Raw genomic sequence first — 24,748 nt, 5'->3', positions numbered from 1 at the left:
GATGAGCCAGCAAAAGACAACGCCCTCCATGATCGGCCGCCTGCTGCGCCACCTCGCCGCGCCCCACGCGGCGGCGCGGCGCGCCTTCCCGTCGGCCACGCTCAAGGCGATCCAGGCCAATATCGGCGAAGGCGAGCAGAAACACCGCGCCCAGGTACGCATGATCGTCGAAGCTTCGCTATCGCTGGGTGCGGTATGGCGAGGCGAAAGCTCGCGCCAGCGCGCGCACGAACTGTTCTCGCGCTACCGCATCTGGGATACCGAGGAAAACTGCGGCGTGCTGGTCTACCTCAACCTGGCCGACCATAAAGTGGAAATCGTCGCCGACCGCGGCGTCAGCCGCGTGGTGACGCGCCAGCAGTGGCAGGACGTCTGCCGCGCCATGACCGCCGGCTATGCGCAGGGCGCCTATCGCGAAAGCACCCTGCAGGCGCTGGACAACCTGCATGCGCTGCTGGCCGGCGCCATGCCGCGCGACGATGGCGATACGGATGGCGGCAACGAACTCTCCGACAAGCCGCTGATACTCTGACCCGCCCCAAAACAAAACGCCACCTGCGGTCTATCCGCGGTGGCGCTTTTCATCGGTGACTCAAGTGATTCAGTGAGTCAGGCGATGTCAGCCGGCCTCAGCCATTCTCATACACCCACTGCAACAGCGCATCCTGCGCCTTCTGCCCGGCCGGCGCATTCGGGTGGTTGATCAGGAACACCACCACGTAGCTCTTGCCTGATGCGGCCTGCACATAGCCCGCGATGGAACGCACGTCGTTGAGCGTGCCGGTCTTGATATGCGCCTGTCCGGCCACGCTTTGCGTCTTCAGGCGGCGGCGCATGGTGCCGTCGTAACCGACCAGCGGCAGCGAGGAAACGAATTCCGGCATCAGCGGCGAACGGTAAGCCTGCGCCAGCATGTTCCCCAGCAAGGCCGGCGTCACCCGTTCGACGCGCGACAACCCGGCGCCGTTCTCGATGGCCAGGCCGCTGGTGTCCAATCCCTTGTCGTTGAGCCAGGAGCGCACCACGCGCGCGCCGTTCACCGTATCGCCGGGCTGCCCGCTCATCTCGGCGGCCAGGGTCAGCAGCACCTGGCGCGCCATCACGTTGTTGCTGTACTTGTTGATGTCGCGGATCACCTCGGGCAGCGTGGGCGACTGCGCCTCGACCATCAGCCGCGCCGACGGCGTCACGACGCCGCTGACCACGCGGCCGGACCAGTTGCCGCCGAGATCGGCCCACATCTGCGCGAACATGGCGCCGGCGTACTGCACGCTGCCCATGCGATAGGGATGCACGTACCAGACCTTGGGGCCGCAATCGGCCGAATAGGCGCCGGAGAAGCTGGCCGACGACGCATCGTTGGCCAGCATCAGCTTGCCCTGCCAGTCGCCGCAAGCTTCCTGCGACAGGCGCGGCGGCGTGATGGCATAGCCGGCCAAGGGCGGCTCCATGGTCACCGACACCGTGCCGGCGGCGGCATTGGGCTCGAAGCGGAAGGCCAGCGTCTTGTAGTTAAGCAGCAGCGCATCCGGGCCGACGTTATAGGGCTTTTGCGGATCGCCGTCGAACTGCGACGGATCATAGGTCGACTCGGCGAAGAAACTGCGGTCGATCACCAGGTTGCCGCGGATATCTTTCACGCCTCTGGCGCGCAGTTGGCGCAAGAACAGCCAGAAGTTCTCCACCACCAGCTTGGGATCGCCGCCGCCCTTGATGATCAGGTCGCCATTGAGCACGCCCTGCTCCAGCGCGCCGTCGATGTAGGCCTGGGTCTTCCAGGAATAGGTCGGCCCCAGCAGTTCCAGCGCGGCGTCGGTGGTCACCAGTTTCATCACCGAGGCCGGATTGAAAGGCTGCGTGAGGTTGCTGGCCACCAGCGCCCGCTTGCCGCTGTCGGCCTCGAGCACCAGCACGCCGGTATTCTGTTGCGGGATATGCGCCACACGCAGCGCCCCGACCACGGCCGGCGGCAAGCCTTGGGCAGCAACGGCGGCGGTGGCCGCCAGCAGCGACACGGCAAGGGTCAGCGAACGGAATGACGGCAGGCGGGAGCGAGGCAAGGAAAAAAACAATGGGAAACGCAGCATGATTCGACCAAACATGGAGATCACGCATTATAGGGGCAAGCTAGATAGGGACAAGCTAGAGGCAAGCCAGGCGGCAGGCGTCGCGCCGCTGCCGGCGACATCATGCCGTCATGCGCCTGTGCGACAATTCCCCGGCTGAAATTGCCTGAATGACATCGTGCGCACACGCCGCCTGCCCGGCGCGCCTGCGCCGCCGATTTTGTCTCACGGCAAAGGCTTTGCGGTTACGATGACAAACGCTGCTGCATTACATTGGCCCCGGCAGCGCAATGCAGTGTCCGGCATGCGGAAGCGTCGCCGGAATCGCTACGGATAAAACTGCCCCCTCTGGAACAGGACGAGAGAGAAGCACCGATATGTCATCCGGCACTACCAGACGGCACGCCCGACTCGGCGGCAAGCGGCGATTGTCCGCATTGCTGGCTTTGCTCAATCCGGTCGCGCTCTATCGCAAGCGTCCCAAACGCCCTGACGACCCGCCGCCGGAAGCCCTGATAGGCAAGGGCGTGCGCTTTGTCAACCGCATCTACGTCCTGCGCGTGATCGGCCTGGGCATCGGCTTTTTCTGCGTCGCGGCCGGCTTCGTGCAAAATCCGGTGGGCTGGCCGCTGTGGGCGCTGCTGGTATTGCACGGCTTCGTCTGGCCGCATGTGGCGCGCCGCTGGGCGCTGCGCAACAAGATCCCCTACCGCGCCGAACGCCGCAATCTGGTGATCGACGCCGGCTTCGGCGGTTTCTGGATCGCCGCCATGAACGGCAACCTGGTGCCCAGCGCGGTCATCCTCTCCATGCTGTCGATGGACAACATCGCCGCCGGCGGCGTGCGCCTGTTCATGCGCGGCGTCTACGCCAGCGCAGCCGGATTCCTGCTGGGCTGGCTGCTGCTCGACTACCGCTTCATGCCGCAATCCGACATCGCCACCATTGCGGCCTGCCTGCCGATGCTGGCGCTCTATCCGCTGGTGCTGGGCAAGTCGACCTATGACATGTCCAAAAAACTGGCCGAGCGCTCCCGCGAATTCGAGATCGTCAGCCAGATAGACGGCCTGACCCGCCTGTTCAACCGCCGCTATTGGGAAAGCCTGCTCATCAAGGAGTTCGAGCAGTGCCGCCGCGGCGGCCACGGCGCCTGCCTGCTGCTGCTCGACCTCGACCATTTCAAGAACATCAACGACACCCACGGCCACCTGGTCGGCGACGAAGTTCTGCGCAATTTCTCGCAACTGCTGCGCGCCAACCTGCGCGAGGATGACCTGATCGGCCGCTATGGCGGCGAGGAGTTCGTGGTCATCCTTCGCAACACGGCGGTCGCCGACGCCCTGCTGCTGTCGCAGCGCCTGGTCGAACAGGCGCGCAGCAAGCAATCCGGCGACAACCGCCTGTGGGGTTGCACGGTCAGCGCCGGCCTGGTGCCCTTCACGCCCGACATGGATGCGCACTACGTCTGGCTGCAGCGCGCCGACCAGGCCATGTACTGCGCCAAGGAAAAGGGACGGGATTGTCTGGTGGCATGGGACGCAGGGCTGCACCGCGCGCACGGCAAGAGCGCAACCGATGCGCGGACCGCGTGAGCCAATGCATGGACGCAAAAAAGGCCGATGCTTTCGGGGCCGCCACGAGACCACTGTGAAAACATCGACCTAGGGAAATCAAGGGAGGAGCAATCGGCGTACAGTGAAAGACCTGAACTCTCCAAAAAAAGTGGTCTCCGCCGATGCCCCTGCCACTGCCGCAACGAGCGGCAAAGCGGGCGCAATGCCCGCTAAATTAGCACTGGCAGAGCCTCCAGCACTAAAAGCGCCAGCAACGCGCCGAACACCGCGCCGATTGCCCTGCAACCGGTTCGAACCACCTTGGAGGCGACCGGCACCTCGCCGCATAACAACAGACCGGCCAAGGTCATCGGGATGAAAAACACCAGATTGTTCATGATGATGTTCGGCATGATGCGTCTCCTCATTCAGCCTTCACATTCGAACCGCTTTCGAATTATTCGCATCGGACGGCATGGCATCGCTGCCAGCCTTGCCCGGCGTGACTTTGTGCTTTGAGTATAGGCCTCGTGTCATATAAAACAAGCAGCGCCGCCGACAATTCGTTGCTGCACAGCAGCGATAAAGCGCGCTCACGGCATTGTTGCGAACGCACAAATTTTCAGCAGACGGCCGGATTTGCCTTGACCCTCGTTTAAGCGCGAGCGTAGAATTCGCCCGTTCTCATTTTTTTGGAGCCCCTCTCATGGGCACTTGTTCGGGTGACAGTTGTTGCCGGTTAATCCCCGGTTAAGCCTCGGCAAGATCGAACAGGACATCCTCCTGCCGTCATCTTGCAATCAGGCAGATGGCGGTATCTCAATGCATACGGAATGACACTTGGCGGCCGCAGGCTGCCAGTGGCCGGAAGAAGTCCAGGCGCGGCCCCCGCGTTTTCTTCCCGATATTCCGCCGCATCGTTTTTCCCTCACGACAACAGATCGACGACCGACCGCCGCAGGCATAGCTGTCGACGCGGCGGGCCACAGTTTGGCCGCATGGCGCTGGTTGCACCGCAACCAGCGACGCAAGCTTTTTGCCGCCGCTTCGTTGCGGCCGGCAGACGCCTGCGCCAGTGCACCGGCTTGGCCCGCAACCGGACGGCCTCGCGGGCAGGCGCAACCGCGCCCGGCCCGCATCGCCTGCCGGCGCCGCACAGGCGCCTGTGAAAGGGACTCCGCCCAACCGAAGCGGAGGCTGCAATGCGACAGAAAAAAACACGAAGACCCGATGTTTGTCATCGATCCGTCAAGCAAGCCCGTTAGAGTCCTGACTCGGGCCGCCTGACGACGCCACCTGAATGCGCATCCGGCCCGCCCGGCCTTGCGCATCGGACCGCAAGCCACTTCGCCCCACCCCGCCCTGGCGGCGAAAACAACATGAAAAGAAGTACGCCATGAACCTGAACCTGCTGAAAGAGACCTTCGCCGGCTTCATCCGCGCACGCGGAATGGACCGCCACTTCCGTCGCCTTGGAATGGACATGTTCCGCAGCGCGCCGGTGACCAAGGAGATCCCGCAAACCCTGGCCCAGCAACTCAACGAAGCGGCCCGCTGCGATGCCGCCGAGCTGCTGCAGCGCCTGAAATCGCGCCATGACGGCCTGACCGAAGCCGAAGCCGACGCCATCCGCGCCGAAGTCGGCCCCAATGAAGTCGAACATGAAAAGCCGCTGAGCTGGCCGGTGCACCTGTGGCACTGCTACAAGAACCCGTTCAACCTGCTGCTCACGCTCCTGGCCGCGGTCTCGTTCTATACCGAAGACATGAAGGCCGCCATCGTGATCGGCACCATGGTGGTGATATCGACGCTGCTGCGCTTCGTGCAGGAGGCGCGTTCCAATACCGCCGCCGACAAGCTCAAGGCGATGGTCAGCAACACCGCCACCGTGGTGCGCCACGACCTGGTCGAGGAACTCGCCGCCGAGGCCCAGCGCTACTTCGACATCAAGCTGCATCCCAAGGGCGCCAAGCGTATCGAGCTGCCGATCAAGAAGCTGGTGCCGGGCGACATCGTGCTGCTCTCCGCCGGCGACATGATCCCGGCCGACCTGCGCCTGCTGTCGGCCAAGGACCTGTTCGTCAGCCAGGCCGCGATGACCGGCGAATCGCTGCCGGTGGAAAAGTTCGTCAACCCGGCCAACACCGACGCCAGCAGCCCGCTGGAGCTGGAAAACCTGTGCTTCATGGGCACCAACGTGGTCAGCGGCTCGGCCACCGGCGTGGTCCTGACCACCGGCAAGCGCACCTATTTCGGCGCCCTGGCCGAACGCGTGACCGCCACCGACCGCACGCCCACCGCCTTCCAGGCCGGCGTCAACAAGGTCAGCTGGCTGCTGATCCGCTTCATGCTGGTGATGACGCCGGTGGTGTTCTTCCTGAACGGCTTCACCAAGGGCGACTGGGTCGAGGCCTTCCTGTTCGGCCTGTCGGTGGCCGTCGGCCTGACGCCGGAAATGCTGCCGATGATCGTCACCTCGACGCTGGCCAAGGGCGCCGTCGCCCTGTCGCGCAAGAAGGTGATCGTCAAGCGGCTGGACGCGATCCAGAACTTCGGCGCGATGGACGTGCTGTGCACCGACAAGACCGGCACCCTGACCCAGGACAAGATTTTCCTGGAGCGCCACACCGACATCCGCGGCGAACTCGACGACGAAGTGCTGCAGTACGCCTACCTGAACAGCTATTACCAGACCGGCCTGAAGAACCTGCTGGACGTGGCCGTGCTGGAACACGCCGAACTGCAGCGCGAAATGTCGATCGCCTCGGCCTACCGCAAGGTCGATGAAATCCCTTTCGATTTCCAGCGCCGCCGCATGTCGGTGGTGGTGTCCGAGCGTGAAGACCACCACGAACTGATCTGCAAGGGCGCGGTGGAAGAGATCGTCTCGGTCTGCACCCATGCGCGCCTGAATGGTGAAATCGTGCCGCTGACCCCCGAGCTGCTGGCCGAAATCCGCGAGACCACCGGCAGCCTGAACGCCGAAGGCCTGCGCGTGGTGGGCGTGGCCGCCAGGGACCTGCCGCCGACCAAGGAAACCTACAGCCTGGCCGACGAGTCGGACCTGGTGCTGATCGGCTACATCGCCTTCCTCGACCCGCCCAAGGAATCGACCGCGCCGGCCCTGGCCGCGCTGCGCGAGCATGGCGTGGCGGTGAAGATCCTGACCGGCGACAACGAACTGGTGACCGCCAAGATCTGCCGCGAGGTCGGCCTGGAAGTGGACGGCATGCTGCTCGGTTCGCACGTCGAGAAGATGACTGACGCAGAACTGGCCGTGGTCGTCGAAAAAGTCACCGTGTTCGCCAAGCTCTCCCCGACGCACAAGGAACGCATCGTGCGCGTGCTGCACGACAAGGGCCACGTGGTCGGCTTCATGGGCGACGGCATCAACGACGCCCCGGCCTTGCGCGCGGCCGATATCGGCATCTCGGTCGACACCGCGGTGGATATCGCCAAGGAAGCGGCCGACCTGATCCTGCTGGAAAAGAGCCTGATGGTGCTGGAAGAAGGCGTGCTGGAAGGCCGCAAGACCTTCGCCAACATGCTCAAGTACATCAAGATGACGGCCAGCTCGAACTTCGGCAACGTGTTCTCGGTACTGATCGCCAGCGCCTTCCTGCCGTTCCTGCCGATGCTGCCGTTGCATCTGCTGGTGCAGAACCTGCTGTACGACGTGTCGCAGATCTCCATCCCGTTCGACAACGTCGACAAGGAATTCCTGGAAAAGCCGCAGCGTTGGGACGCCGCCGACATCGGCCGCTTCATGGTGTTCTTCGGCCCCATCAGCTCGATCTTCGACGTCACCACCTTCGCCTTGATGTGGTACGTCTTCGGCGCCAATTCGCCGGACCACCAGACGCTGTTCCAGTCCGGCTGGTTCATCGAGGGCTTGCTGTCGCAGACGCTGATCGTGCACATGATCCGCACCAGGCGCATCCCCTTCTTGCAGAGCCGCGCCTCGTGGCCGCTGCTGGGCATGACGCTGATCATCATGGCCATCGGCATCTTCATCCCGATGTCGATGCTGGCGCACTACTTCAAGCTGGAGGCGCTGCCGCTGTCCTACTTCCCGTGGCTGGCGGCGATCCTGCTGGCGTACGCGGTGCTGATCCAGTTCATGAAGAGCTGGTATGCCAAGCGCTACGGCTGGCAATAAGCCGATCCGCGCGGTTGGCTGCAATGAAAAAGGGTTGCCTGCAAAGGCAACCCTTTTTCTTTGGCCCGTCGCCTGGATTCAGTTTCCGGCCAGGCCGGCGGCGATATTGATGCACAGGCCGATGATGGCGGCATTGAAGACGAAACAGATCAGCGAATGCGCCAGCACCGCCTGGCGCATGGAGCGCGTGGCCACGCCCACGTCGGAGGTCTGGACGGCGACGCTGATGGTGAAGGAGAAATACAGGAAATCCCAATAATCGGGGGCCGCCTCGCCATCGACGAAGCGCAGCGGCAAGGCCTGCGGATCGTCGTCCTGGGCGTAGAACAGGCGTGCGTAGTGCAACGTGAAGATCGTGCCGATCAGGAACCAGGAACCGAACACGGTGGCCGCGGTGAACGCGTAGCGCAGCAAGCGCCCGTCGTGGCCGTGGTTGCTGCCGGCCAGTTCCAGCAGGATCGCCAGCAGGCTGGCAATGGCGGCGATGCAGACCATGCACAGCACCAGTTGCGCGCTCTCGTCTTCGGCCTCGGCCAGGCGCTTGGCGTCTTGGGCATCGGCGCAATACATCATCAGCCAGATCGTGACGAGGTAGGTCCAGACGCCGGCGTTCCAGCCGATCAGGCAGTGCGTGACCAGCGAACCGGCGGGAATCAGCAAGCCGCAGACAATGCCGACCAGGATGGCGATCAGCAAGCGCGGGTGGACCTGGACTATATTGCGGGCAACGGACATGGCATCGATGGGCTAGAGGAATGGGTGGACATCGGCAGACGCAACAAGCGCAACAACCGCCGTCCAAAAAAAACATGGCTGAAACATAGCATGCTTCAGCCATTTTCCCTTCACGCCCGGCTCGCTGCCGCTACCTCGCGCTTACCTGGAAGAAGAGATCAGATGCGCCACGCGGGTGGCCTCGTCAAAGCTCTTGAAGCCGGTCAGCGCCATGCTATTGATGGTCAGCGGCCCCTGCACCGCGGCCATGTTGGTCACGCGCCCCTCGACCACCGCCGCCAGCTGGCGTCCCACCAGCTGGCGCGAACCGGCGGTCAGGCGCGCCGTCCCGCTGGGCGAAAACTGCAGCAGCAAAATGGCGCGTCCGGCCGCATCCTTTTGCGCGGTGGCGCGCTGGACGTCGGCGGCGTCCAGCAATGCCGTGGGCGCAAGATAGACCACGCTGCCAGGAACATCGCTGTTCTCGGCCTTGATCCATCCTGGCGTCGGCACGCTGGTGGCGCCGCGCAACTCGAACGGGTTCGATGGCGAGATAGCGCCGGTGCTGCCGCAGCCGGCCAGCGCAAGCAGCGCCACGCCTGCGGCGGCCAGCCCCAGCAGGCGGCGGCGCCGGGAACCGGCGAATGACAAAGGGATGGGCGCGCTCAAAATTCATTCTCCTTCAGCGCACGTTTGGCGCGTTCGCGGGCGCCGGCCAGGGCTTCTTCCTCGGTGGGATAAATGCCGGCCGGAATATAGGTTTCGGCGATCTCGGGTTCGCGCGCCAGGCGCACGAAGACTTGCGCCTCATAGGCGTGGTCGGGTTTTTCGATCGCATCATAGCGAGCGATGTGGGTGCCGTTCTGTAAAACTTTATCCGTCATGTCGCCTCCGGTCTCGGTCGCGTTGAAGGCGATTAGACACAGGGGCGTGCGCGAGGTTCTGAATATTACCCGATAGCAATTTACAGATGAGAAAGGATCAGGCCGCCAACGGGAAGCGCACCGTGAAGACCGTGCCTTGCCTGGCCTCGCCGCAATCGAGGGAGATCACGGCGCCGTGGTCGCGGGCGATCTCGCGCACGATCGCCAGTCCCAGGCCGCTGCCGGCCACCTTGTCGTTGGCGCGGTAGAAGCGGTCGAAGATCAGTTCGCGGTGTTCGGGGGCGATGCCGGGGCCGGAGTCTTCCACCGTCAGCAAGGTCGCCCCGTCCTGCTCCTGGCAACGCACGGTGACGCTGCTGTGCGGCGGCGAATAGCGCACCGCGTTGTCGATCAGGTTGTCGATCAGGTCGGACAACAGGAAACGGTCGCCGCGCATACGGCCGGGCCGCAGGTCGAAGCCGAGGTCGATCTGTTTCTTGTCTGCCTCTTCAATGAAATGCTGGATGGATTCTTCCACCAGCTTGTCCAGCGACAGGTTTTCCAGGTTGCGCTGCTCGAACTGGCCGTGCTCGGAACGCGCCAGCGCCAGCAATTGGCGGCTTTGGCGGATCATGCGTTCGACCGAGGAATTCATCATCTCCAGCGAACGCGTCGTGTCGGGCTCATCGCGGTGCTTGGCGTGCAGCAGCTCCAGTTGCAGCTTGAGGCCGGTCAAGGGCGTGCGCAATTGGTGGGCGACGTCGGCCAGGAAATTCTGCTGCGCCTGCTCGCCCTTGCTGATGCGCTCCATCAGCTGGTTCATGGCGCCGATCAGCGGCAGCAGCTCGACCGGGGAACCGGCGCTGTCGATCGCGCCCAGCTTGCCGTGGCCGCGCTGCTCCAGATTGCCCTGCAGCGCCTGCAGCGGCTTGAGCCCGCGCCGCACCGCCACCAGCACGGCAGTCAGCGAGATGAAGGTGAGCACGCCATCCAGCGCCAGGAAAGACAGCAGGATCGTGTAATGGGCGCGATTGCGCTTGCGCACCGTCTCGGCCACCGCCACCGAAATCACGCCATTCTTGACCCGTACCTGCAGCGCGGCGATGCGAACCGGCTCGCCGCGCATCTCGGCGTCGTAATTGATGGGCCGCTCGAACACGTCGCTGTCGGGCAGAGGCGGAAAGCCCTTGTCGCCCAGGATGATCTCGCCCTTGATATTGCGTACGGCGAAAAAGGTGGTGTCGGAATGGTTGCTGCGCAAGATCTGCTCGGCCTGCTTGGTGAGCTCGGCGGAGGTCTTTTCCTGGCGGTGCCGCACCTGGGCATACAAACCCCAGGTCGAATCCATCAGGTTCTGGTCGAACGCATGCTGGGCCGGCAGCCAGGCCAGCCAGTAAGTGAACCCGGCGCCCACCAGGTTGATCAGCAGCAGCGGCGCAATCAGCCACTTCAGCAGGTCGCGCCGGATGCTGGGCTGCAGGACCGGCATGCGTTCAGGCCAGCGCAACGATCAGCTCTCGCTCTTTTCGAGCATGTAGCCGAAGCCGCGGATGGTACGGATGGCCACGCCCGAGTCGGCGATCTTGAGGCGGATGCGCGAGACATAGACCTCCACCGCGTTGATGGTGAAGTCTTCGCCCCAGGGCAGCACGGCGTCGATGATCTGCTGCTTGGAGACCACGCGCGAAGCATGCTGCATCAGGTATTCCAGCACCGTCCATTCGCGCAGCGACAATTCGATCTTGCGGCCATCGATGTCGGCGCGCTTGGTGGCGTTGTCCAGCGACAGCCCGCCCACCGACAGTTGCGCCGGCTGCGGCGCGCTGCGGCGAACCAGGGCCTTGATGCGCGCCACCAGCTCGGGCGTGGCGAAAGGCTTGACCAGGTAATCGTCGGCGCCCAGCTCCAGGCCATGCACGCGGTCGGGAATGGTGTCGCGCGCGGTCAGGAGCAGCACCGGCGTATTGTTGCCGGAGGCGCGCATGCGCCGCAGCACTTCGAAGCCGTCGATGCCGGGCAGGCCGATGTCAAGCACCAGCACCGACGCATTGAAACGCTGCGACAGCGCATCGGTACCGTTATTGACGGTATGGACGGTGAATCCATGGGAATTGAGCACACGCGACAGGCCGTCGGTGAGCACCGGGTCGTCTTCGACCAGCAAAACGTTCATAGGGACTTCACGAGAAGAAAAACGGCGCAAAACATCTGCGAACCGGAACATCGTATTGCAGCCCCGTGAATGCTGCAAACGGGCGATTGTAAAGCGCCTGCTACGTCTATTGCATTTTGTTTCATTTCCGTCACAGTCAGCGCATTGTCAGCCATTCGACAGCATTCAGTCAGGCCCGGGATTTAATCTGGCCGGTCATGCGAATGAGAATCCACCTCATTTCCAAGAACAGCATCCAGTACAGTTTTCAGCCAGCCAAACGGTCATGCAAGGTCGGATTAGCCAGCCAACGGAATGTCCCGCTCCCGCGCGACCTTTCCTTCGCGCCAACCCAACCGTCCATCAGAACATGAACCGTCTTTCGCCAATCGCCGCTGCGCTGGTCGCAGTATTCGCCGCCCCTGTGCCGCTGTACGCCCAACAGGCCACTCCCGACAACTCCCCTGACGCCAACGCCGGCCAGCTCGCGCCGGTCACGGTCGAAGGCAAGCGCGACGACTTCGCCCCCGGTCCGAGCGCATTGTCCAAGTTGCCGGCCGACCTGCACGACGTGCCGCAGTCGGTCACCGTGGTCAACAAGGCGCAGATGCAATCGCAAGGCGTGACCTCGCTGGCCGACGCGCTGCGCAACGTTTCCGGCATCACGCTGGGCGGCGCCGAAGGCGGCCAGATCGGCAACAACATCAACCTCAACGGTTTCTCGGCCCGCACCGACATCTACCTCGACGGTTTCCGCGACCGCGGCCAGTATTACCGCGACACCTTCGCGCTGGACGAGATCGAAGTCCTGATGGGCCCCTCTTCCATGCTGTTCGGCCGCGGTTCGACCGGCGGCGTGATCAACCAGGTATCGAAGAAAGCCAACCTCAAGGACGCCACCGAGGTATCGGCATCGGCCACCACCAACGGCCTGGTGCGCACTACCGCCGACTACAACCACAAGCTCTCCGACACCTCGGCCATGCGCCTCGAAGCGATGGCGCAAAACGGTCCGGCCACTACCCGCAACCAGAGCAATGTGCAGGATTTCGGCCTGGCCGGCTCCTATGTGGCCGGGATCGGCACCGCCACCGAAATCACCTTGTCCGCGCTGCTCCAGCACAACCACGACATGCCCGACTATGGCGTGCCGCCGCTGAACGGCCATCCGGTCAATGTCGACCGCAATACCGCGTATGGCTTGCTGAGCGACCGCACCAACCAGGACGTGGTGGCGCTGTCGGCCGGCGTCAGGCACAAGATCACGCCGGACGTCACGCTGCGCAACCAGACCCAGTTCAACTGGGTGCACACCAATGCGGTCGAAACCGCGCCCAACACCATCGGCACCGTAGCCGGCGGCACCTTCACCGCGCTGACCGGCGCAGCCAGCGCGCTGCCGCTGTCCAGCCTGTACGTGCGCGGCCAAAGCCACGACCGCGACATCCACGATTACTCGATCTTCAACCAGACCGAATTGACGGCCAAGCTCAACGGCCTGGGCATGAAGCATGAACTGCTGGCCGGCGTCGAAGTCGGCCATGACGGCTACGACAACCAGGCCTATTCGCGCACCGGCACTTGCAACGGCACCGCGCTGGCCACCGGCATGGTGGATTGCGTGTCGCTCGCCAACCCGGGCTACACGGCGGCCAATTCCAGCCTGCCGGAAGTCGCCGGCAACCATGCGGGCGGCTCGGCCAACACCCTGGCCGTCTACGCCAACGACACCATGGAACTGGCCAAGGAATTCAAACTGGTCGGCGGGCTGCGTTATGACCGCTATATCGCGAGCATCAGCAACACCGTCAGCGCACCGGCCTCGGCCAGCCAGACCGTCAACTTCCTGAGCGTGCGCGCCGGCGCCATCTGGCAGCCCAGCGCGGCGCAGTCCTACTACCTCTCCTACGGCACCTCGTTCAACCCCTCGCTGGAACAGTTGACCGGCACCAGCGGCCAACAGGCCCTCGATCCGGAAAAGAACCGCTCGTATGAAGTCGGCGGCAAGTGGGATGTGGCCCAGGGCCTGGCGTTGAATGCCGCGGCCTTCCAGATCACCAAGCAGAACGCGCGCAGCCAGGTATCCACCGGCGTCTACGAGCTGCAAGGCACGGTGCGCGTGAACGGCGCGCGCGCCGGCGCCACCGGCCGCATCACGCGCGACTGGCAGGTCGCCGCCAACTACACCTACCTGGACGCCAAGGTGATCGACGCCTCCGGCCTGGACGGCACGCTGGGCAAGATTCCGGCCAACACGCCCAAGCACACGCTGACCGCCTGGAGCACCTACGACATCGCCCCGCACTGGCAGGCCGGCGGCGGCGCCACCTACATGTCGCAGCGCTATGCCAATGCCGCCGACACGGTGCAGGTCGGCGGCTACACCCGCTGGGATGCCAGCCTGGCCTACCTGCAAAAGGACTACGATATCCGCCTGAACCTGTTCAACCTGACCAACAAGATGTATTACGATGCGCTGATCCAGTCCGACGGCGGACGTTCGGTGCCGGGCAACGGCCGCACCGCGATGCTGTCGGTCAATTACCGCATGTAAAAACCATCCACCGGAAAATCCGCCCCATGCTGATCACCATCCCCAAGCTGCTCGACCAGCAACAGGTCCAGGCCGTGCGCCAGTTGCTCGATGGCAGGGAGGCGGCATCGGCATGGGTGGACGGACGCGTGACGGCGGGCTACCAGGGCGCGCCGGTAAAGTTCAACCAGCAGATCGATGAGCGTTCGGACGTGGCGCTGCAATGCCAGCGCATCATCACCGGCGCGCTGGAGCGCAACCCGCGCTTCATCAGCGCCGCCCTGCCCAACCTGGTCTACCCGCCGATGTTCAACCGCTACGGCGAGGGCATGGCCTTCGGCGCGCATGTGGACGGCAGCGTGCGCATCCACCCGCACAACGGCCGCAAGCTGCGCACCGACATCTCGGCCACGCTGTTCCTGGCCGATGCCGCGCAATATGACGGCGGCGAGCTGCAAATCGAAGATACCTACGGCATGCACAGCGCCAAGCTCGATGCCGGCGACCTGGTGCTCTACCCCGCCACCAGCCTGCACAACGTGACCCCGGTCACGCGCGGCGTGCGCGTGGCGAGCTTCTTCTGGGTACAAAGCCTGGTGCGCGACGACGCCAGGCGCGGCATGCTGTTCGACATGGACAACGCCATCCAGCGCCTCAACCAGAGCAACGCCGACGAACTCGCGCGGCGCACGCTGGTGGGCTGTTACCACAACCTGCTGCGCCAATGGGGCGATACCTAGCCAGCGCCCTCCCGGGTCCGCGCAATTGCACGCGTGGCATTAGGGCCTGTTAACATTTAATTTACGAGTGCGAGTGTCCAGCAAGCGTTGTCTGCCTAGGCGTGGCGACGCGTCGTAGTGGTGCTACGGCAAGGAGCCACAACAACGGCAGGCGACGCTTGCTGGCTGCTCCCGGAGGTTGCATCTCGCAAATTAAATGTTAACAGGCCCTAGCGACGCCAATGAAAAATGGCCAGTCGCATAACTGGCCATTTTTATTCCAAAAGATTATTTTTTATTCCGTTTTCCCGCAGGCTTCAGCCTTGTCGGCGCTTGAGATCACGCCCTATTGGCCCAGTATCCGGTTAAGCAGATGAGCCCTGAAATCCCTCATATCGGGGATAAACATATGCACCCTGATTTCATTGGCATTGAAGGAGTAGACGGCGTACACGTTCTTGTGACGGTATTTCCTGTAATTGGAGTGCCCGGTTCCACTCAACTCCACAATGCCAACCCCAAGCTCGGGATGCCTGGCAAGCTTCTTCAAATTCTCGTGCCATTCGCTGGCAATCTTGTTCCAATGGATGACGCCAAATTTTGCGATCACATAGGTCTTGATTTCGGAAAAGTCTCTTTTGGCTGAATGAGAGATGAAGACTCTTTTCATTCCTTGCTCTGCATGTCGGCAAAGAACTCGTCAGCCTCTTGATACTTGCCCGCTTCGAATTCCTTGTTGCTCATCGCCAGCAACTTCAAGAGCGCCAAAGTCTCTTGCTGCCTCTCGTATTCATGAATATCCATGACCACCATCTTGGCTTCGCCATTTTGCGTGATGATGATGGGCTCGGGATTGACGGCAAATTCCTTGATGATTTCCGCCGCATTGGATTTCAGATACGTAATGGGCTTGATGTGGCCTGCTAGAGACATGATGGCTCCCTGACTATCGACAAGGAAGAATAAAGTCTGAATTCAGACCTGTCAATGTACGATTGCAGCATTGCATCTTGGCAATCCAGGCATGGCGAACCCGGGTCTTGGCGCGAATCCTCACTTGAAGTAGCGCGGGTCCATCTTGCGGAACACCCAGGCCGAGACCAGGGTGATCACGCCGACGATCACGAAGGTGATCTGGAAGCTGAAGCTGGTGGCCGCGCCCGAATCGTCCTTGAACAGGTTCACCAGCGTGCCGCCGATGGTCACGCCCAGGCCGATGGCCAGCATCTGCACCATCGAGAACAGGCTGTTGCCGCTGCCGGCATCGTTCTTGTCCAGGCCCTTCAGGGTCACGCTGTTCATGGCCGCGAACTGCATCGAGTTGGAAGCGCCGAACACGGCCAACTGGGCGATGCCTGCGGCCAGCGGCCAATCCGGCGTAATCAGCGCGAACGACACGATGGCGCCGCCCACCAGCAAGGTATTGACCAGCAGGAAATTGTCATAGCCGTAACGCTTGACCAGCGGCGCGATCCACGGTTTGGCGATGGTGCCGGCAATGGCCGCCGGCAGCAGCACCAGGCCGGACTGCAGCGGCGAATAGCCCAGCCGCACCTGCAGCAGCAGCGGCAACAGGAACGGCACCGCCGAGGAACCGATGCGGCACACCAGGTTGCCGGCCAGGCCGACGCTGAAGTTGGGTTCCCTGAACAAGCCCAGGCGAAACAGCGGCCGCTCATGACGGCGCGCATGCAGCCAGTAAAACCAGACCGTGAGCGCCGCCAGCACGAACAAGACCGCGCTCCAGATGCCGCGGTGGGTATCGAAAGGCACATCCAGCGCCAGCGAAAAGGCCACCATGCAGCCCGACAGCAGGGCGCAGCCCAGCACGTCGAACCTCGGCGCGGCCGGCAGCAAGTCGTTGGGCAGGTAGCGCAGCACGGCCAGCATGCCGACGGTGCCGATGGGCACGTTGATCAGGAAGATCCAGTGCCACGACAGGCTCTGCACCAGCCAGCCGCCCAGCACCGGCCCCACCACCGGCCCCAGCTGGCCGGCGATCGAAATCGAGGCCAGCGCCGCGATATATTGCGCGCCCGGCACGCTGCGCAGCACCGCCAGGCGCCCCACCGGCAGCAGCATCGAGCCGCCGATGCCCTGCACCACGCGCGCGGCCAGCAGTTGCGGCAGCGTATGCGCGGTGGCGCACAGGATGGAACCGATCACGAACACCAGGATGGTGGCGAAGTACATCTTGCGCGTGCCGAAGCGGTCCGCCAGCCAGCCCGAGGCGGGGGTGAGCGAAGCCATCGTCAGCGTGTAGGCCACCACCACCGGATGCATCGCCAGCACCGGCTCGCCCAGGCTGTGCGCCATGGCCGGCAAGGCCGTGTTGACGATGGTGGTATCCAGCGTCTGCATGAAGAAGCCGGAGGCGACGATCCACAGCAGCGCGCGCTGTGACATGTCGGAAGACTTGGCGGAAGGTTCGGACAGCTGGTCTGGACGTTGGGCGGACATGGATTGAGAAAGGTTGGGCGCGGAAAAAGCGGCGGGGACACAAAAGCCTGCCGCTTCGGTGTCCCCGCTGATTGGATGTTGCTTTCTTCGAAGCAGTGCCGCTATTTTAAATCGTTTGGCGCATCCCGATCAGAAGGCCTGCGGACGCCACTTCAACAGGCGGCGCTCCAGTGCATGCAACAGCCAGTCCGCCGCCAGCGCCACCACCGCCAGCACGATCATCGCCGCGAACACGCCGCTGGCATTGAAGGCGCCCTGGGCGGTCGAGATCAGCAAGCCGATGCCCTGCTTGGAACCCAGGAACTCGCCCACCACCGCGCCCACCAGCGCAAAGCCGAAACTGACGTGCAGGCTGGCCAGGATCCACGACAGCGCCGACGGGATCACCACCGCGGTCGTCACCTGGCGGCGCGACGCGCCCAGGATCTGGGCGTTGGCGATCATGTAGCGGTCGGCTTCGCGCACGCCCTGGAAGGCATTGGCGAACACCACGAAGAACACCATCACCACCGCCAGCGCCACCTTGGAGGCCATGCCCAGGCCGAAGGCGATCACGAAGATCGAGCCCAGCACCACGCGCGGGATCGAGTTGGCGATCTGGATATAGAGGCTGAAGACGTCCGACAGCAGCTTGTTGCGGCCCAGCACGATGCCGGCGATCACGCCGGCCACCGAGCCGATCAAAAAGCCCAGCACGGTCTCTTCCAACGTCACCAGCACCTGGGTCCACAACGGACCTTGCGACGTGCCTTCGACCATCCATTCATAGATCTGGGCCACGATCAGCGTCGGCTGCGAGAAGAAGAAAGGATCGATCCAGCCGATGCGGGCGAACAGTTCCCAGCCGCCCAGCACCACCACCAGGATGGCGATGCGCAGGCCGATGACCAGGTTGCGGCGCCCGCGGATCTTGCGCTGCGCCTCGGCTTCGACCGCGGCGATATCCTGCATCGCCGCGTTGTGTGTGGTTTGTGCTTGTGTCATGTTGCTCACCTGTGTTTGTTGGTTTCTGTCCGGCCTGCAAATCAGGCGATATGCACTTCTTCACGCAGATCGCTCCAGATCTTGCGCGAGATGTCGATGAAGCGCTGTTCGTAGCGCACCTCTTCCATGACGCGCGGGCGCGGCAGGTCGATCGGGTAGACGCTCTTCAGGGTCGCCGGGCGCGCGGTCAGCACGTAGACCTTGTCGGCCAGCGCGATCGCCTCTTCCAGGTCGTGGGTGACGAACACCACCGAGCCGGAATGGGCCGACCACAATTGCAGCAGCTCGTCTTGCATCAGGGTACGGGTCTGCATGTCGAGCGCGGAAAACGGCTCGTCCATCAGCAGGATCTCGGGGCTGTTGATGAAGGTTTGCGCCAGCGCCACGCGCTTGCGCATGCCGCCCGACAACTGGTGCGGATAGTGGTCGCCGAACTTGTCCAGGCCGACGCGGCGGATCCATTCGTCGGCCAGCTGGTGCGCCTGCGCCTTGGACTGGCCGCGGAACATCGGGCCGGCGGCGACGTTGTCGCGCACGCTGCGCCACGGGAACACGGCGTCGTTCTGGAACACGAAGCCGATGCGCGGATCGATGCCGTTGACCGGCTGGCCCATCACGCGCACTTCGCCCATGGTCGGCTGCAACAGGCCGGTGATCAGCGACAGCGTGGTGGACTTGCCGCAGCCGGTGGGACCGACCACGGCGACGAACTCGCCGCGCGCCACGCTCATGGAAAAGTCGCGCAGCGCCACGGTGGCCTTGCCATCCGCGGTGATGAAGCGGCAAGTCACATTGCGCAGTTCGATGGCCGGCGTTTCCTGGCTGCCGGCGGCTGGTTTGGCGAAAGCGTTGGGGTTGATCGCATTCATCTTGATGCTCTTTCCTGGGCTGAGTGATCCCCTGACGCGTGGAACGCATCATGGTCGTTGGCGAAAAATCGGAGAAAACAGGGACCGGTGCTGCTGCCGCAAGAGAAGCGGTCCCGCTCCTCTCCTCCGGTCCCGTCAGGTGGGCAGGCTTACTTCACCTGGTTCACGAACTCGTCGGTGTAGGTCCGGGACAGGTCCACGTGCTTGCCCTTGACGTTCGGATTGAAGCCCGACAACACGGCCAGCACGGTTTCCGGGCCGCCCTTGGGCATCTTGCCGTCCGCCGAATACATCGGCAGCGAGTTGTTCAGGGCCTGCACATAGAGTGCCTTGTTGTTGCCGTAATAATCCTTGGGCATCTTGTCGGCGATCTGTTCGGCGCTATGGGTATGGATGAACTTGAGCGTCTTGACGAAGGCGCGCGCCAGCTTTTGCGCCTCATCCTTGTGGCCGTTGAGCCAGCTGCGCTGCACATACAGGCTGGAAGCAGGATACAAGCCGCCCAGCGCCTGGACGGTGCCTTCCACGGTACGCATGTCGACCAGCACCTGGGCGTCGCCGGTCTTGAGCAGTTGCGACGCGGTCGGTTCGGTGGTCATGCCGGCGTCGATGCGGCCTTGCTTGATGGCGGCGATGAAGGTGTTGTCCGCGCCCACCGGCAGCACCGAGAATTCCTTGGAGCTGATGCCGTGGCGCGATGCCAGGTATTGGGTCAGGAAGTTGGTCGACGAGCCCAGGCCGGTCACGCCCAGCGTCTTGCCGCGGGCGTCGGCCATGCTCTTGAAGTTGGGCGCGGCCTTGGTGGCGACCAGTTCCACTTCGCCCGGCACCTGGCCGAAGATGGTGATGGCGGTGATTTCCTTGCCCTTGGTCTGCAGGTCGATCGAGTGGTCATAGAAACCCACTACCGCCTGCACCGCGCCGGCCAGCAGTTCGTTCTCGGCGTCCACCCCGGCCGGCTGCGATTGCAGCTCGACGTCCAGGCCTTCTTCCTTGAAATAGCCCAGCTGCTCGGCCAGCTTGGCCGGCAGGTAAACCATCTTGGTGATGCCGCCCACCATGATGGTGATCTTGCCGGCGGCAAAGGCCTGGCCCGGCAGCGCGGCCAGGGCGGCGCTCGCCACGGCCAGCGACAAAAGGGTGCGGCGGATATTCTTGTTCATGTCAATCTCCTGTTGGACAGTGCCTGGGCGCAGGCGAAACCTGCAGATTCTAAGCCCTGTACGGTTTGCCTTACTTGACCTGGTCGACGAACTCGTTGGTATAGGTCTTCGACAGGTCGATGTTCTTGCCCTTGATGTTGGGGTTGAAGCCGGCCATCACCTTGAGCACCTGTTCCGGGCCGCCGGCCGGCATCTTGCCGTCGGGAGAATACATCGGCATGGAAGCCTTGAGCGCCTGTACGTAAATCTTCTTGTCGCCGCCGTAGTAATCCTTGGGCATCTTGTCGGCGATCTCTTCCGGCGTATGGGTCTGGATGTACTTCAGGGTCTTGACGAAGGCGCGCGCCAGCTTTTGCGACTCGGCCTTGTGGCTGTTCATCCAGGCGCGGTTGACGTACACGCTGGAAGCCGGATACAGGCCGCCCAATGCATTGCGCGTGCCGTCCACGCTGCTCATGTCGACCAGTACCTTGGCGTCGCCCGAGGCCAACAGGATGGAGGTGGTCGGTTCGGTGGTCCAGGCCACGTCGATGCGCTTTTGCTTCATGGCGGCGATCAGGGTATTGCCCGCGCCCACCGGCAGCATCGAATAGTCGGAAGTCTTCAGCCCGGCGCGGCTGGCCAGGTATTGCGCGATGAAGCTGGACGAAGAGCCCAGGCCGGTCACGCCCAGCGTCTTGCCCTTCAGGTCGGCCATGCTCTTGACGCTGCCGGCCAGGTCGGAGCGCACCATTTCCATGCCGCCCGGCACCAGCAGCAACTGGGTGATCGAGGTGACTTCCTTGCCCTTGCTCTGCAAATCGATGGAGTGGTCGTAGTAGCCCACCACCGCCTGCACGGCGCCGGCCAGCAGTTCATTCTCGGCGTCCACCCCGGCCGGCTGCGACTGCAGCTCGACGTCCAGGCCCTCTTCCTTGAAGTACCCCAGGTTCTCGGCCAGCTTGGGCGGCAGGTAGATCAGCTTGTTGATGCCGCCGACCATGATGGTGATCTTGTCGGCCGCATGGGCCTGCGGAGCCGACAGCACCAGCGCGGCCGCCGCCACGGCGGTAGCGCCCAGCGCCAGCAGGGAACGGCGAATAACGGAAGCTTGGAACACACGGGCGTCTTGACGCATTATGATTGTCTCCTGATGTTGGTGATGGATGGTCTGGCGCCATCTTTACTTTTTATTGATTTGCCCGCGTATTCTAAGAAGCCGAAACCTTCATCCAGCTTTCCAAAAAACCGCTTTTTTATTTGCACCGCAACAAAACCAACGAGACATTTGCATGAAATTGCTCCTGATCGAAGACAACCCGCAGCTCGCCCATTGGCTTGAACAGATCCTGAAAGAACACAAGTTCAGCGTGGATATCGCGGCTGACGGCGAGATCGCCGACCAGGTTCTGCGGGATGAAAACTACGACGTGGTGCTGCTCGACCTGATGCTGCCAAAACTGGGCGGAAAGCACGTCCTGCGGCGCCTGCGCGAGCGCCACAACGGCGTTCCGGTGATGATCCTGACTGCCAGCGGCTCGATCGACGAAAAGGTGGAATGCCTGGGTGCCGGCGCCGACGACTACCTGGTCAAGCCCTTCGAGATACGCGAGCTGGTGGCCCGCATCAAGGTGCTGATCCGCCGCCAGACGCCCGACAAGGCCGCCGAAATCCATTGCGGCGACCTGGTCTACGACAGCAACACGCGCCAGTTCGCGGTGTCCGGCAACACGCTGGCGCTGCCGGCGCGCGAGCACGACGTGCTGGAAATCCTGATGCTCAAGCAGGGCAAGACGGTGTCCAAGACCGCCCTGATGAAAGGCATCTTCAGCCTGTCGGAAGAACCCAGCGCGGACGCCATCGAAATCTACATCTCGCGCCTGCGCAAGAAGCTGGATGCCTCCAGCGCCGCCATCATGACCCTGCGCGGGCTGGGCTACCTGCTCAAGCAAAAAGATGATTGACAGCCTGCGCCTGCGGCTGTTGCTGTGGCTGCTGATTCCGATGACGGTATACGTCGGCCTCTCGGCCAGCGACGCCTATGACAACGCCGTCTCCAGCGCCACGCTGATCCAGGACCGCGCCCTGCTGGCCTCGGCCCGCATGATCGCCGGCCAGGTGACCTGGCAGGATGGCGCGCCGGTGGTGTCGGTGCCGCCGGCGGCCCTGGAGATGTTCGCCTCGCCGGCGCAGGATGCGGTGTACTACCAGGTGCTGATGGACGACACCACGCTCCTGGCCGGCCGCCCCGACTTCCCGGTCGACCCGGACTTCGCCGCCATCCATCCGGTCTATACCACCACCGTGTTCGACGGCCGCGCGCTGCGCGTGGCCAGCTACATCCGCGCGCTGTATGACGAAGGCACGCTGCGCATGGTGGCGGTGTCGGTGGGCCAGACCATGCAGGGCCGCCAGGAAATGCTGGAAGACCTGTGGCAACCGTCGCTGCGGCGCCAGATCGTACTGTTGCTGCTGGCGGTGGCGCTGGTGGTGCTGGGCCTGACGATAGAGCTGCGCCCCATCCTGGCGGTGAAAGACCAGTTGGCCGCGCGCGACCCCAATTCGCTCACGCCGCTGCGCACCGGGCAATTGCAGTTGGAGCTGCGCCCCATCGTGGAAGCGATCAACCAGTACATCCAGCGGCTCAATGCCCAGGTGATCGTGCAAAAGCGCTTCGTTGCCGACGCCGCGCACCAGCTACGCACGCCGCTGACCGTGATCGACTCGCAAATCCAGTTCGCGCGCCAGCTGGACGATCCGGCGCGCCTGCCGCAGGTGCTGGCCGCGCTGCACGACAGCAGCCGCAACATGACCGACCTGACCAACAAGCTGCTGCAACTGTCGCAGGCCGAAGCCTCCAACAGCAGCGCCTTCCCGCGCGGGCCGGTGGACCTCATGGCGGTCGCCGCCACGGTGCTGGAAGAACTGGCCGGGCTGGCGCTGAAAAAGCATATCGACCTCGGCCTGGAAACCGAACTGGAGCGCGCGCCGGTCAACGGCAATGAAGCGCAGCTGGCCGGCATGCTGATGAACCTGATCGACAACGCCCTGCGCTACACGCCCGACGGCGGCAAGGTGACGGTGGGCATCGCGCATGAGGACGGCAATGAAGGTAACGGGCAATTTGTCGTCACCGTCAGCGACAACGGCCCCGGCATCCCGGCCGAAGTGCGCGAGCGCGTGTTCGAGCGCTTCTATCGCAACGCCGCGCCAGACCAGCCCGGTTCCGGCCTGGGCCTGGCCATCGTGCGCGAAATCGTGCAAGCCTCGCAAGGCAGCGTGGTACTGGATGCCCCGGCAGAAGGCAGCGGCCTGGTGGCGACGGTCAGGCTGCCCGCGCTGCCGGGTTAAACTTGCCGGCGTCGCCATGGCGACGGGCAGCGATCACAAGGAGATCAAGTGGACGTCAAGCAATTGCGGGCATTACTGGCCATCGCCGAAACCGGCAGCGTCACGCGCGCGGCCGAGTTGCTGCATATCGTGCAGCCGGCGGTATCGCGCCAGTTGCGCCTGCTGGAAGAAGACGTCGGCACGGCGCTGTTCGAGCGCGGCCGGCGCGGCATGGACCTGACCGAGGCCGGCAAGATCCTGGCCAGCCACGCGCGCCGCGCGCTGCACGAGCTGGACCAGGCCAAGGCCGAAATCATCCCGGCCCCGGGCGCGGTCACCGGCGCGGTCACCGTCGGGCTGCTGCCCAGCACCAGCGACCTGCTGGCGGCGTCGCTGGTCAATCACCTGCGCCGGCTCTATCCGCAGTTGACGGTCAATATTTCGGTCGGCTTCGGCGGCTACCTGCAGCAATGGCTGGAGGATGGCGAAGTCGATCTGGCGCTGATGTATGAACCCAAGCCGTCGGCGCTGCTGGAGGCGACCCCGCTGGTCGACGAAACCCTCTATGTGCTGGGCCTGCCCGACAGCGGCTTGTCGTTGTCCGGCGAACTGGCCCTGAGCGCCGTGGCCGAACTGCCGCTGGTGCTGCCGGCGCTGCCGCACGGCGTGCGCTCCCTGCTGGATCGCGCCTGTTCGCTGGCCGACCTGCACCTCAATGTGGTGGCTGAAACCAATGCCATGAACGTGCAAAAAAGCCTGGTGCATTCAGGCATCGGCTACACCATCCTGCCCGGCGTGGCCGTCTTCGACGACGTGGCGGCGGGCCGCTTTGCCGCCGCGCCGATCTCCAAGCAGGCGGTGCATCGCAAGATCGTGCTGGCCCAGGCGCTGACGCGTCGTTCCTCGATCGCCGTGCGCTGCGCCGCGACCGAATTGCGCAACCTGATCAAGCAGAAACTGGCGCAAGGAGCATGGCCGGGCGCCACCTGGCTGGATGACTAGTGTTCGCATTACCGATCTTTTCTGAATTCGTGACAGTGCTCTTGCTGCTGGTCGATGTACTGGTTTGATGTTGTGGGGTAGTCTGCTCTTGCTTCGTGTCGATGTACTGGCTTTAGTCTTTTCTTTCTCCGGTCGGAGCGGAGCGCCGGGGGCGGCCCGGCAGCCGCTCACTTTTCTTGTCTCGCCAAGAAAAGTAAGCCAA

22 protein-coding genes are annotated in these 24,748 nt (G+C 63.5%); 8 read left to right on the top strand and 14 right to left on the bottom strand.

Going from position 1 to position 24,748, the window contains the following annotated elements; translation table 11 throughout:
- The first annotated feature begins 1 nt into the window (after position 1).
- Positions 2-532 carry a TPM domain-containing protein gene (locus tag AC07N6_RS00110; protein WP_494780299.1) on the top strand — a complete coding sequence of 177 codons (531 nt, stop codon included), beginning with the start codon at positions 2-4 and terminating at the stop codon, positions 530-532.
- A gap of 97 nt (positions 533-629) precedes the next feature.
- Here AC07N6_RS00110 and dacB read toward each other — a convergent pair whose 3' ends face one another.
- Complete coding sequence (dacB, locus tag AC07N6_RS00105; RefSeq protein WP_494780298.1) at positions 630-2,087, bottom strand: D-alanyl-D-alanine carboxypeptidase/D-alanyl-D-alanine endopeptidase; 1,458 nt, start codon at positions 2,085-2,087, stop codon at positions 630-632.
- A 407-nt stretch (positions 2,088-2,494) separates the two neighbouring features.
- Here dacB and AC07N6_RS00100 point away from each other — a divergent pair, with 407 nt between their 5' ends.
- On the top strand, positions 2,495-3,658 hold the full coding sequence (locus AC07N6_RS00100; protein WP_494780297.1) for a diguanylate cyclase: 1,164 nt from the start codon (positions 2,495-2,497) through the stop codon (positions 3,656-3,658).
- 191 nt (positions 3,659-3,849) lie between these two features.
- Here the strand turns inward: AC07N6_RS00100 and AC07N6_RS00095 are convergent, their stop codons facing one another.
- A complete protein-coding gene (locus tag AC07N6_RS00095) occupies positions 3,850-4,032 on the bottom strand; it encodes a hypothetical protein (protein ID WP_494780295.1) in 183 nt (60 codons plus the stop codon).
- A gap of 983 nt (positions 4,033-5,015) precedes the next feature.
- Between AC07N6_RS00095 and mgtA the strand changes: the two genes are divergently transcribed.
- On the top strand, positions 5,016-7,778 hold the full coding sequence (mgtA, locus tag AC07N6_RS00090; protein ID WP_494780294.1) for a magnesium-translocating P-type ATPase: 2,763 nt from the start codon (positions 5,016-5,018) through the stop codon (positions 7,776-7,778).
- A 78-nt stretch (positions 7,779-7,856) separates the two neighbouring features.
- Here mgtA and AC07N6_RS00085 read toward each other — a convergent pair whose 3' ends face one another.
- The 5 genes from AC07N6_RS00085 to AC07N6_RS00065 form a co-directional block, all read right to left on the bottom strand.
- Positions 7,857-8,513 carry a DUF1345 domain-containing protein gene (locus AC07N6_RS00085; protein ID WP_494780293.1) on the bottom strand — a complete coding sequence of 219 codons (657 nt, stop codon included), beginning with the start codon at positions 8,511-8,513 and terminating at the stop codon, positions 7,857-7,859.
- A 141-nt stretch (positions 8,514-8,654) separates the two neighbouring features.
- A complete protein-coding gene (locus tag AC07N6_RS00080) occupies positions 8,655-9,161 on the bottom strand; it encodes a SecDF P1 head subdomain-containing protein (RefSeq protein WP_494780292.1) in 507 nt (168 codons plus the stop codon).
- Positions 9,158-9,376: a hypothetical protein gene (locus tag AC07N6_RS00075; protein WP_494780291.1), complete on the bottom strand. Its 219-nt coding sequence runs from the start codon at positions 9,374-9,376 to the stop codon at positions 9,158-9,160. The genes AC07N6_RS00080 and AC07N6_RS00075 overlap by 4 nt, the downstream gene beginning before the upstream one ends.
- Before the next feature lie 97 nt (positions 9,377-9,473).
- The gene (locus tag AC07N6_RS00070) at positions 9,474-10,844 is read right to left on the bottom strand and encodes a sensor histidine kinase N-terminal domain-containing protein (protein ID WP_494780290.1); all 1,371 of its coding nucleotides are present in this window, start codon (positions 10,842-10,844) and stop codon (positions 9,474-9,476) included.
- Positions 10,845-10,865: 21 nt separating this feature from the next.
- Positions 10,866-11,528, bottom strand: a complete 663-nt coding sequence (locus AC07N6_RS00065; RefSeq protein WP_141912464.1) for a response regulator transcription factor — start codon at positions 11,526-11,528, stop codon at positions 10,866-10,868.
- Positions 11,529-11,877: 349 nt separating this feature from the next.
- Between AC07N6_RS00065 and AC07N6_RS00060 the strand changes: the two genes are divergently transcribed.
- The gene (locus AC07N6_RS00060; RefSeq protein ID WP_494780289.1) at positions 11,878-14,061 is read left to right on the top strand and encodes a TonB-dependent receptor; all 2,184 of its coding nucleotides are present in this window, start codon (positions 11,878-11,880) and stop codon (positions 14,059-14,061) included.
- Between the two features lie 26 nt (positions 14,062-14,087).
- Complete coding sequence (locus AC07N6_RS00055; RefSeq protein WP_494780288.1) at positions 14,088-14,780, top strand: Fe2+-dependent dioxygenase; 693 nt, start codon at positions 14,088-14,090, stop codon at positions 14,778-14,780.
- A 325-nt stretch (positions 14,781-15,105) separates the two neighbouring features.
- Here AC07N6_RS00055 and AC07N6_RS00050 read toward each other — a convergent pair whose 3' ends face one another.
- The 7 genes from AC07N6_RS00050 to AC07N6_RS00020 all read right to left on the bottom strand — a co-directional run bounded on the left by AC07N6_RS00050 (position 15,106) and on the right by AC07N6_RS00020 (position 21,352).
- Complete coding sequence (locus AC07N6_RS00050) at positions 15,106-15,429, bottom strand: type II toxin-antitoxin system RelE/ParE family toxin (RefSeq protein ID WP_494780287.1); 324 nt, start codon at positions 15,427-15,429, stop codon at positions 15,106-15,108.
- A complete protein-coding gene (locus tag AC07N6_RS00045; protein WP_494780286.1) occupies positions 15,426-15,692 on the bottom strand; it encodes a type II toxin-antitoxin system Phd/YefM family antitoxin in 267 nt (88 codons plus the stop codon). The genes AC07N6_RS00050 and AC07N6_RS00045 overlap by 4 nt, the downstream gene beginning before the upstream one ends.
- Before the next feature lie 120 nt (positions 15,693-15,812).
- Positions 15,813-17,219, bottom strand: coding sequence for a DHA2 family efflux MFS transporter permease subunit (locus AC07N6_RS00040; protein ID WP_494780285.1), 1,407 nt, complete (start codon positions 17,217-17,219; stop codon positions 15,813-15,815).
- Positions 17,220-17,348: 129 nt separating this feature from the next.
- Entirely contained in the window at positions 17,349-18,203 is an 855-nt protein-coding gene (locus AC07N6_RS00035) for an ABC transporter permease (RefSeq protein WP_494780284.1), read from the bottom strand.
- Between the two features lie 41 nt (positions 18,204-18,244).
- Positions 18,245-19,072, bottom strand: a complete 828-nt coding sequence (locus AC07N6_RS00030; protein WP_494780283.1) for an ABC transporter ATP-binding protein — start codon at positions 19,070-19,072, stop codon at positions 18,245-18,247.
- A 149-nt stretch (positions 19,073-19,221) separates the two neighbouring features.
- Positions 19,222-20,235, bottom strand: a complete 1,014-nt coding sequence (locus AC07N6_RS00025) for an ABC transporter substrate-binding protein (protein ID WP_494780282.1) — start codon at positions 20,233-20,235, stop codon at positions 19,222-19,224.
- A 70-nt stretch (positions 20,236-20,305) separates the two neighbouring features.
- On the bottom strand, positions 20,306-21,352 hold the full coding sequence (locus tag AC07N6_RS00020; RefSeq protein ID WP_494780281.1) for an ABC transporter substrate-binding protein: 1,047 nt from the start codon (positions 21,350-21,352) through the stop codon (positions 20,306-20,308).
- 154 nt (positions 21,353-21,506) lie between these two features.
- Between AC07N6_RS00020 and AC07N6_RS00015 the strand changes: the two genes are divergently transcribed.
- The 3 genes from AC07N6_RS00015 to AC07N6_RS00005 are packed head-to-tail and all read left to right on the top strand — an operon-like array spanning position 21,507 to position 24,546.
- On the top strand, positions 21,507-22,178 hold the full coding sequence (locus AC07N6_RS00015; RefSeq protein WP_141912450.1) for a response regulator: 672 nt from the start codon (positions 21,507-21,509) through the stop codon (positions 22,176-22,178).
- Positions 22,171-23,565 (top strand): sensor histidine kinase, encoded by a 1,395-nt coding sequence (locus tag AC07N6_RS00010; protein ID WP_494780280.1) that lies wholly within the window; start codon positions 22,171-22,173, stop codon positions 23,563-23,565. The genes AC07N6_RS00015 and AC07N6_RS00010 overlap by 8 nt, the downstream gene beginning before the upstream one ends.
- 48 nt (positions 23,566-23,613) lie before the next feature.
- Complete coding sequence (locus AC07N6_RS00005; protein ID WP_494780279.1) at positions 23,614-24,546, top strand: LysR family transcriptional regulator; 933 nt, start codon at positions 23,614-23,616, stop codon at positions 24,544-24,546.
- The last annotated feature ends 202 nt before the right edge of the window (positions 24,547-24,748 follow it).

It is taken from the genome of Herbaspirillum sp. GW821-FHT09A12 (genome assembly GCF_059418325.1).
This window is presented reverse-complemented; position numbering and strand designations above follow the sequence as displayed.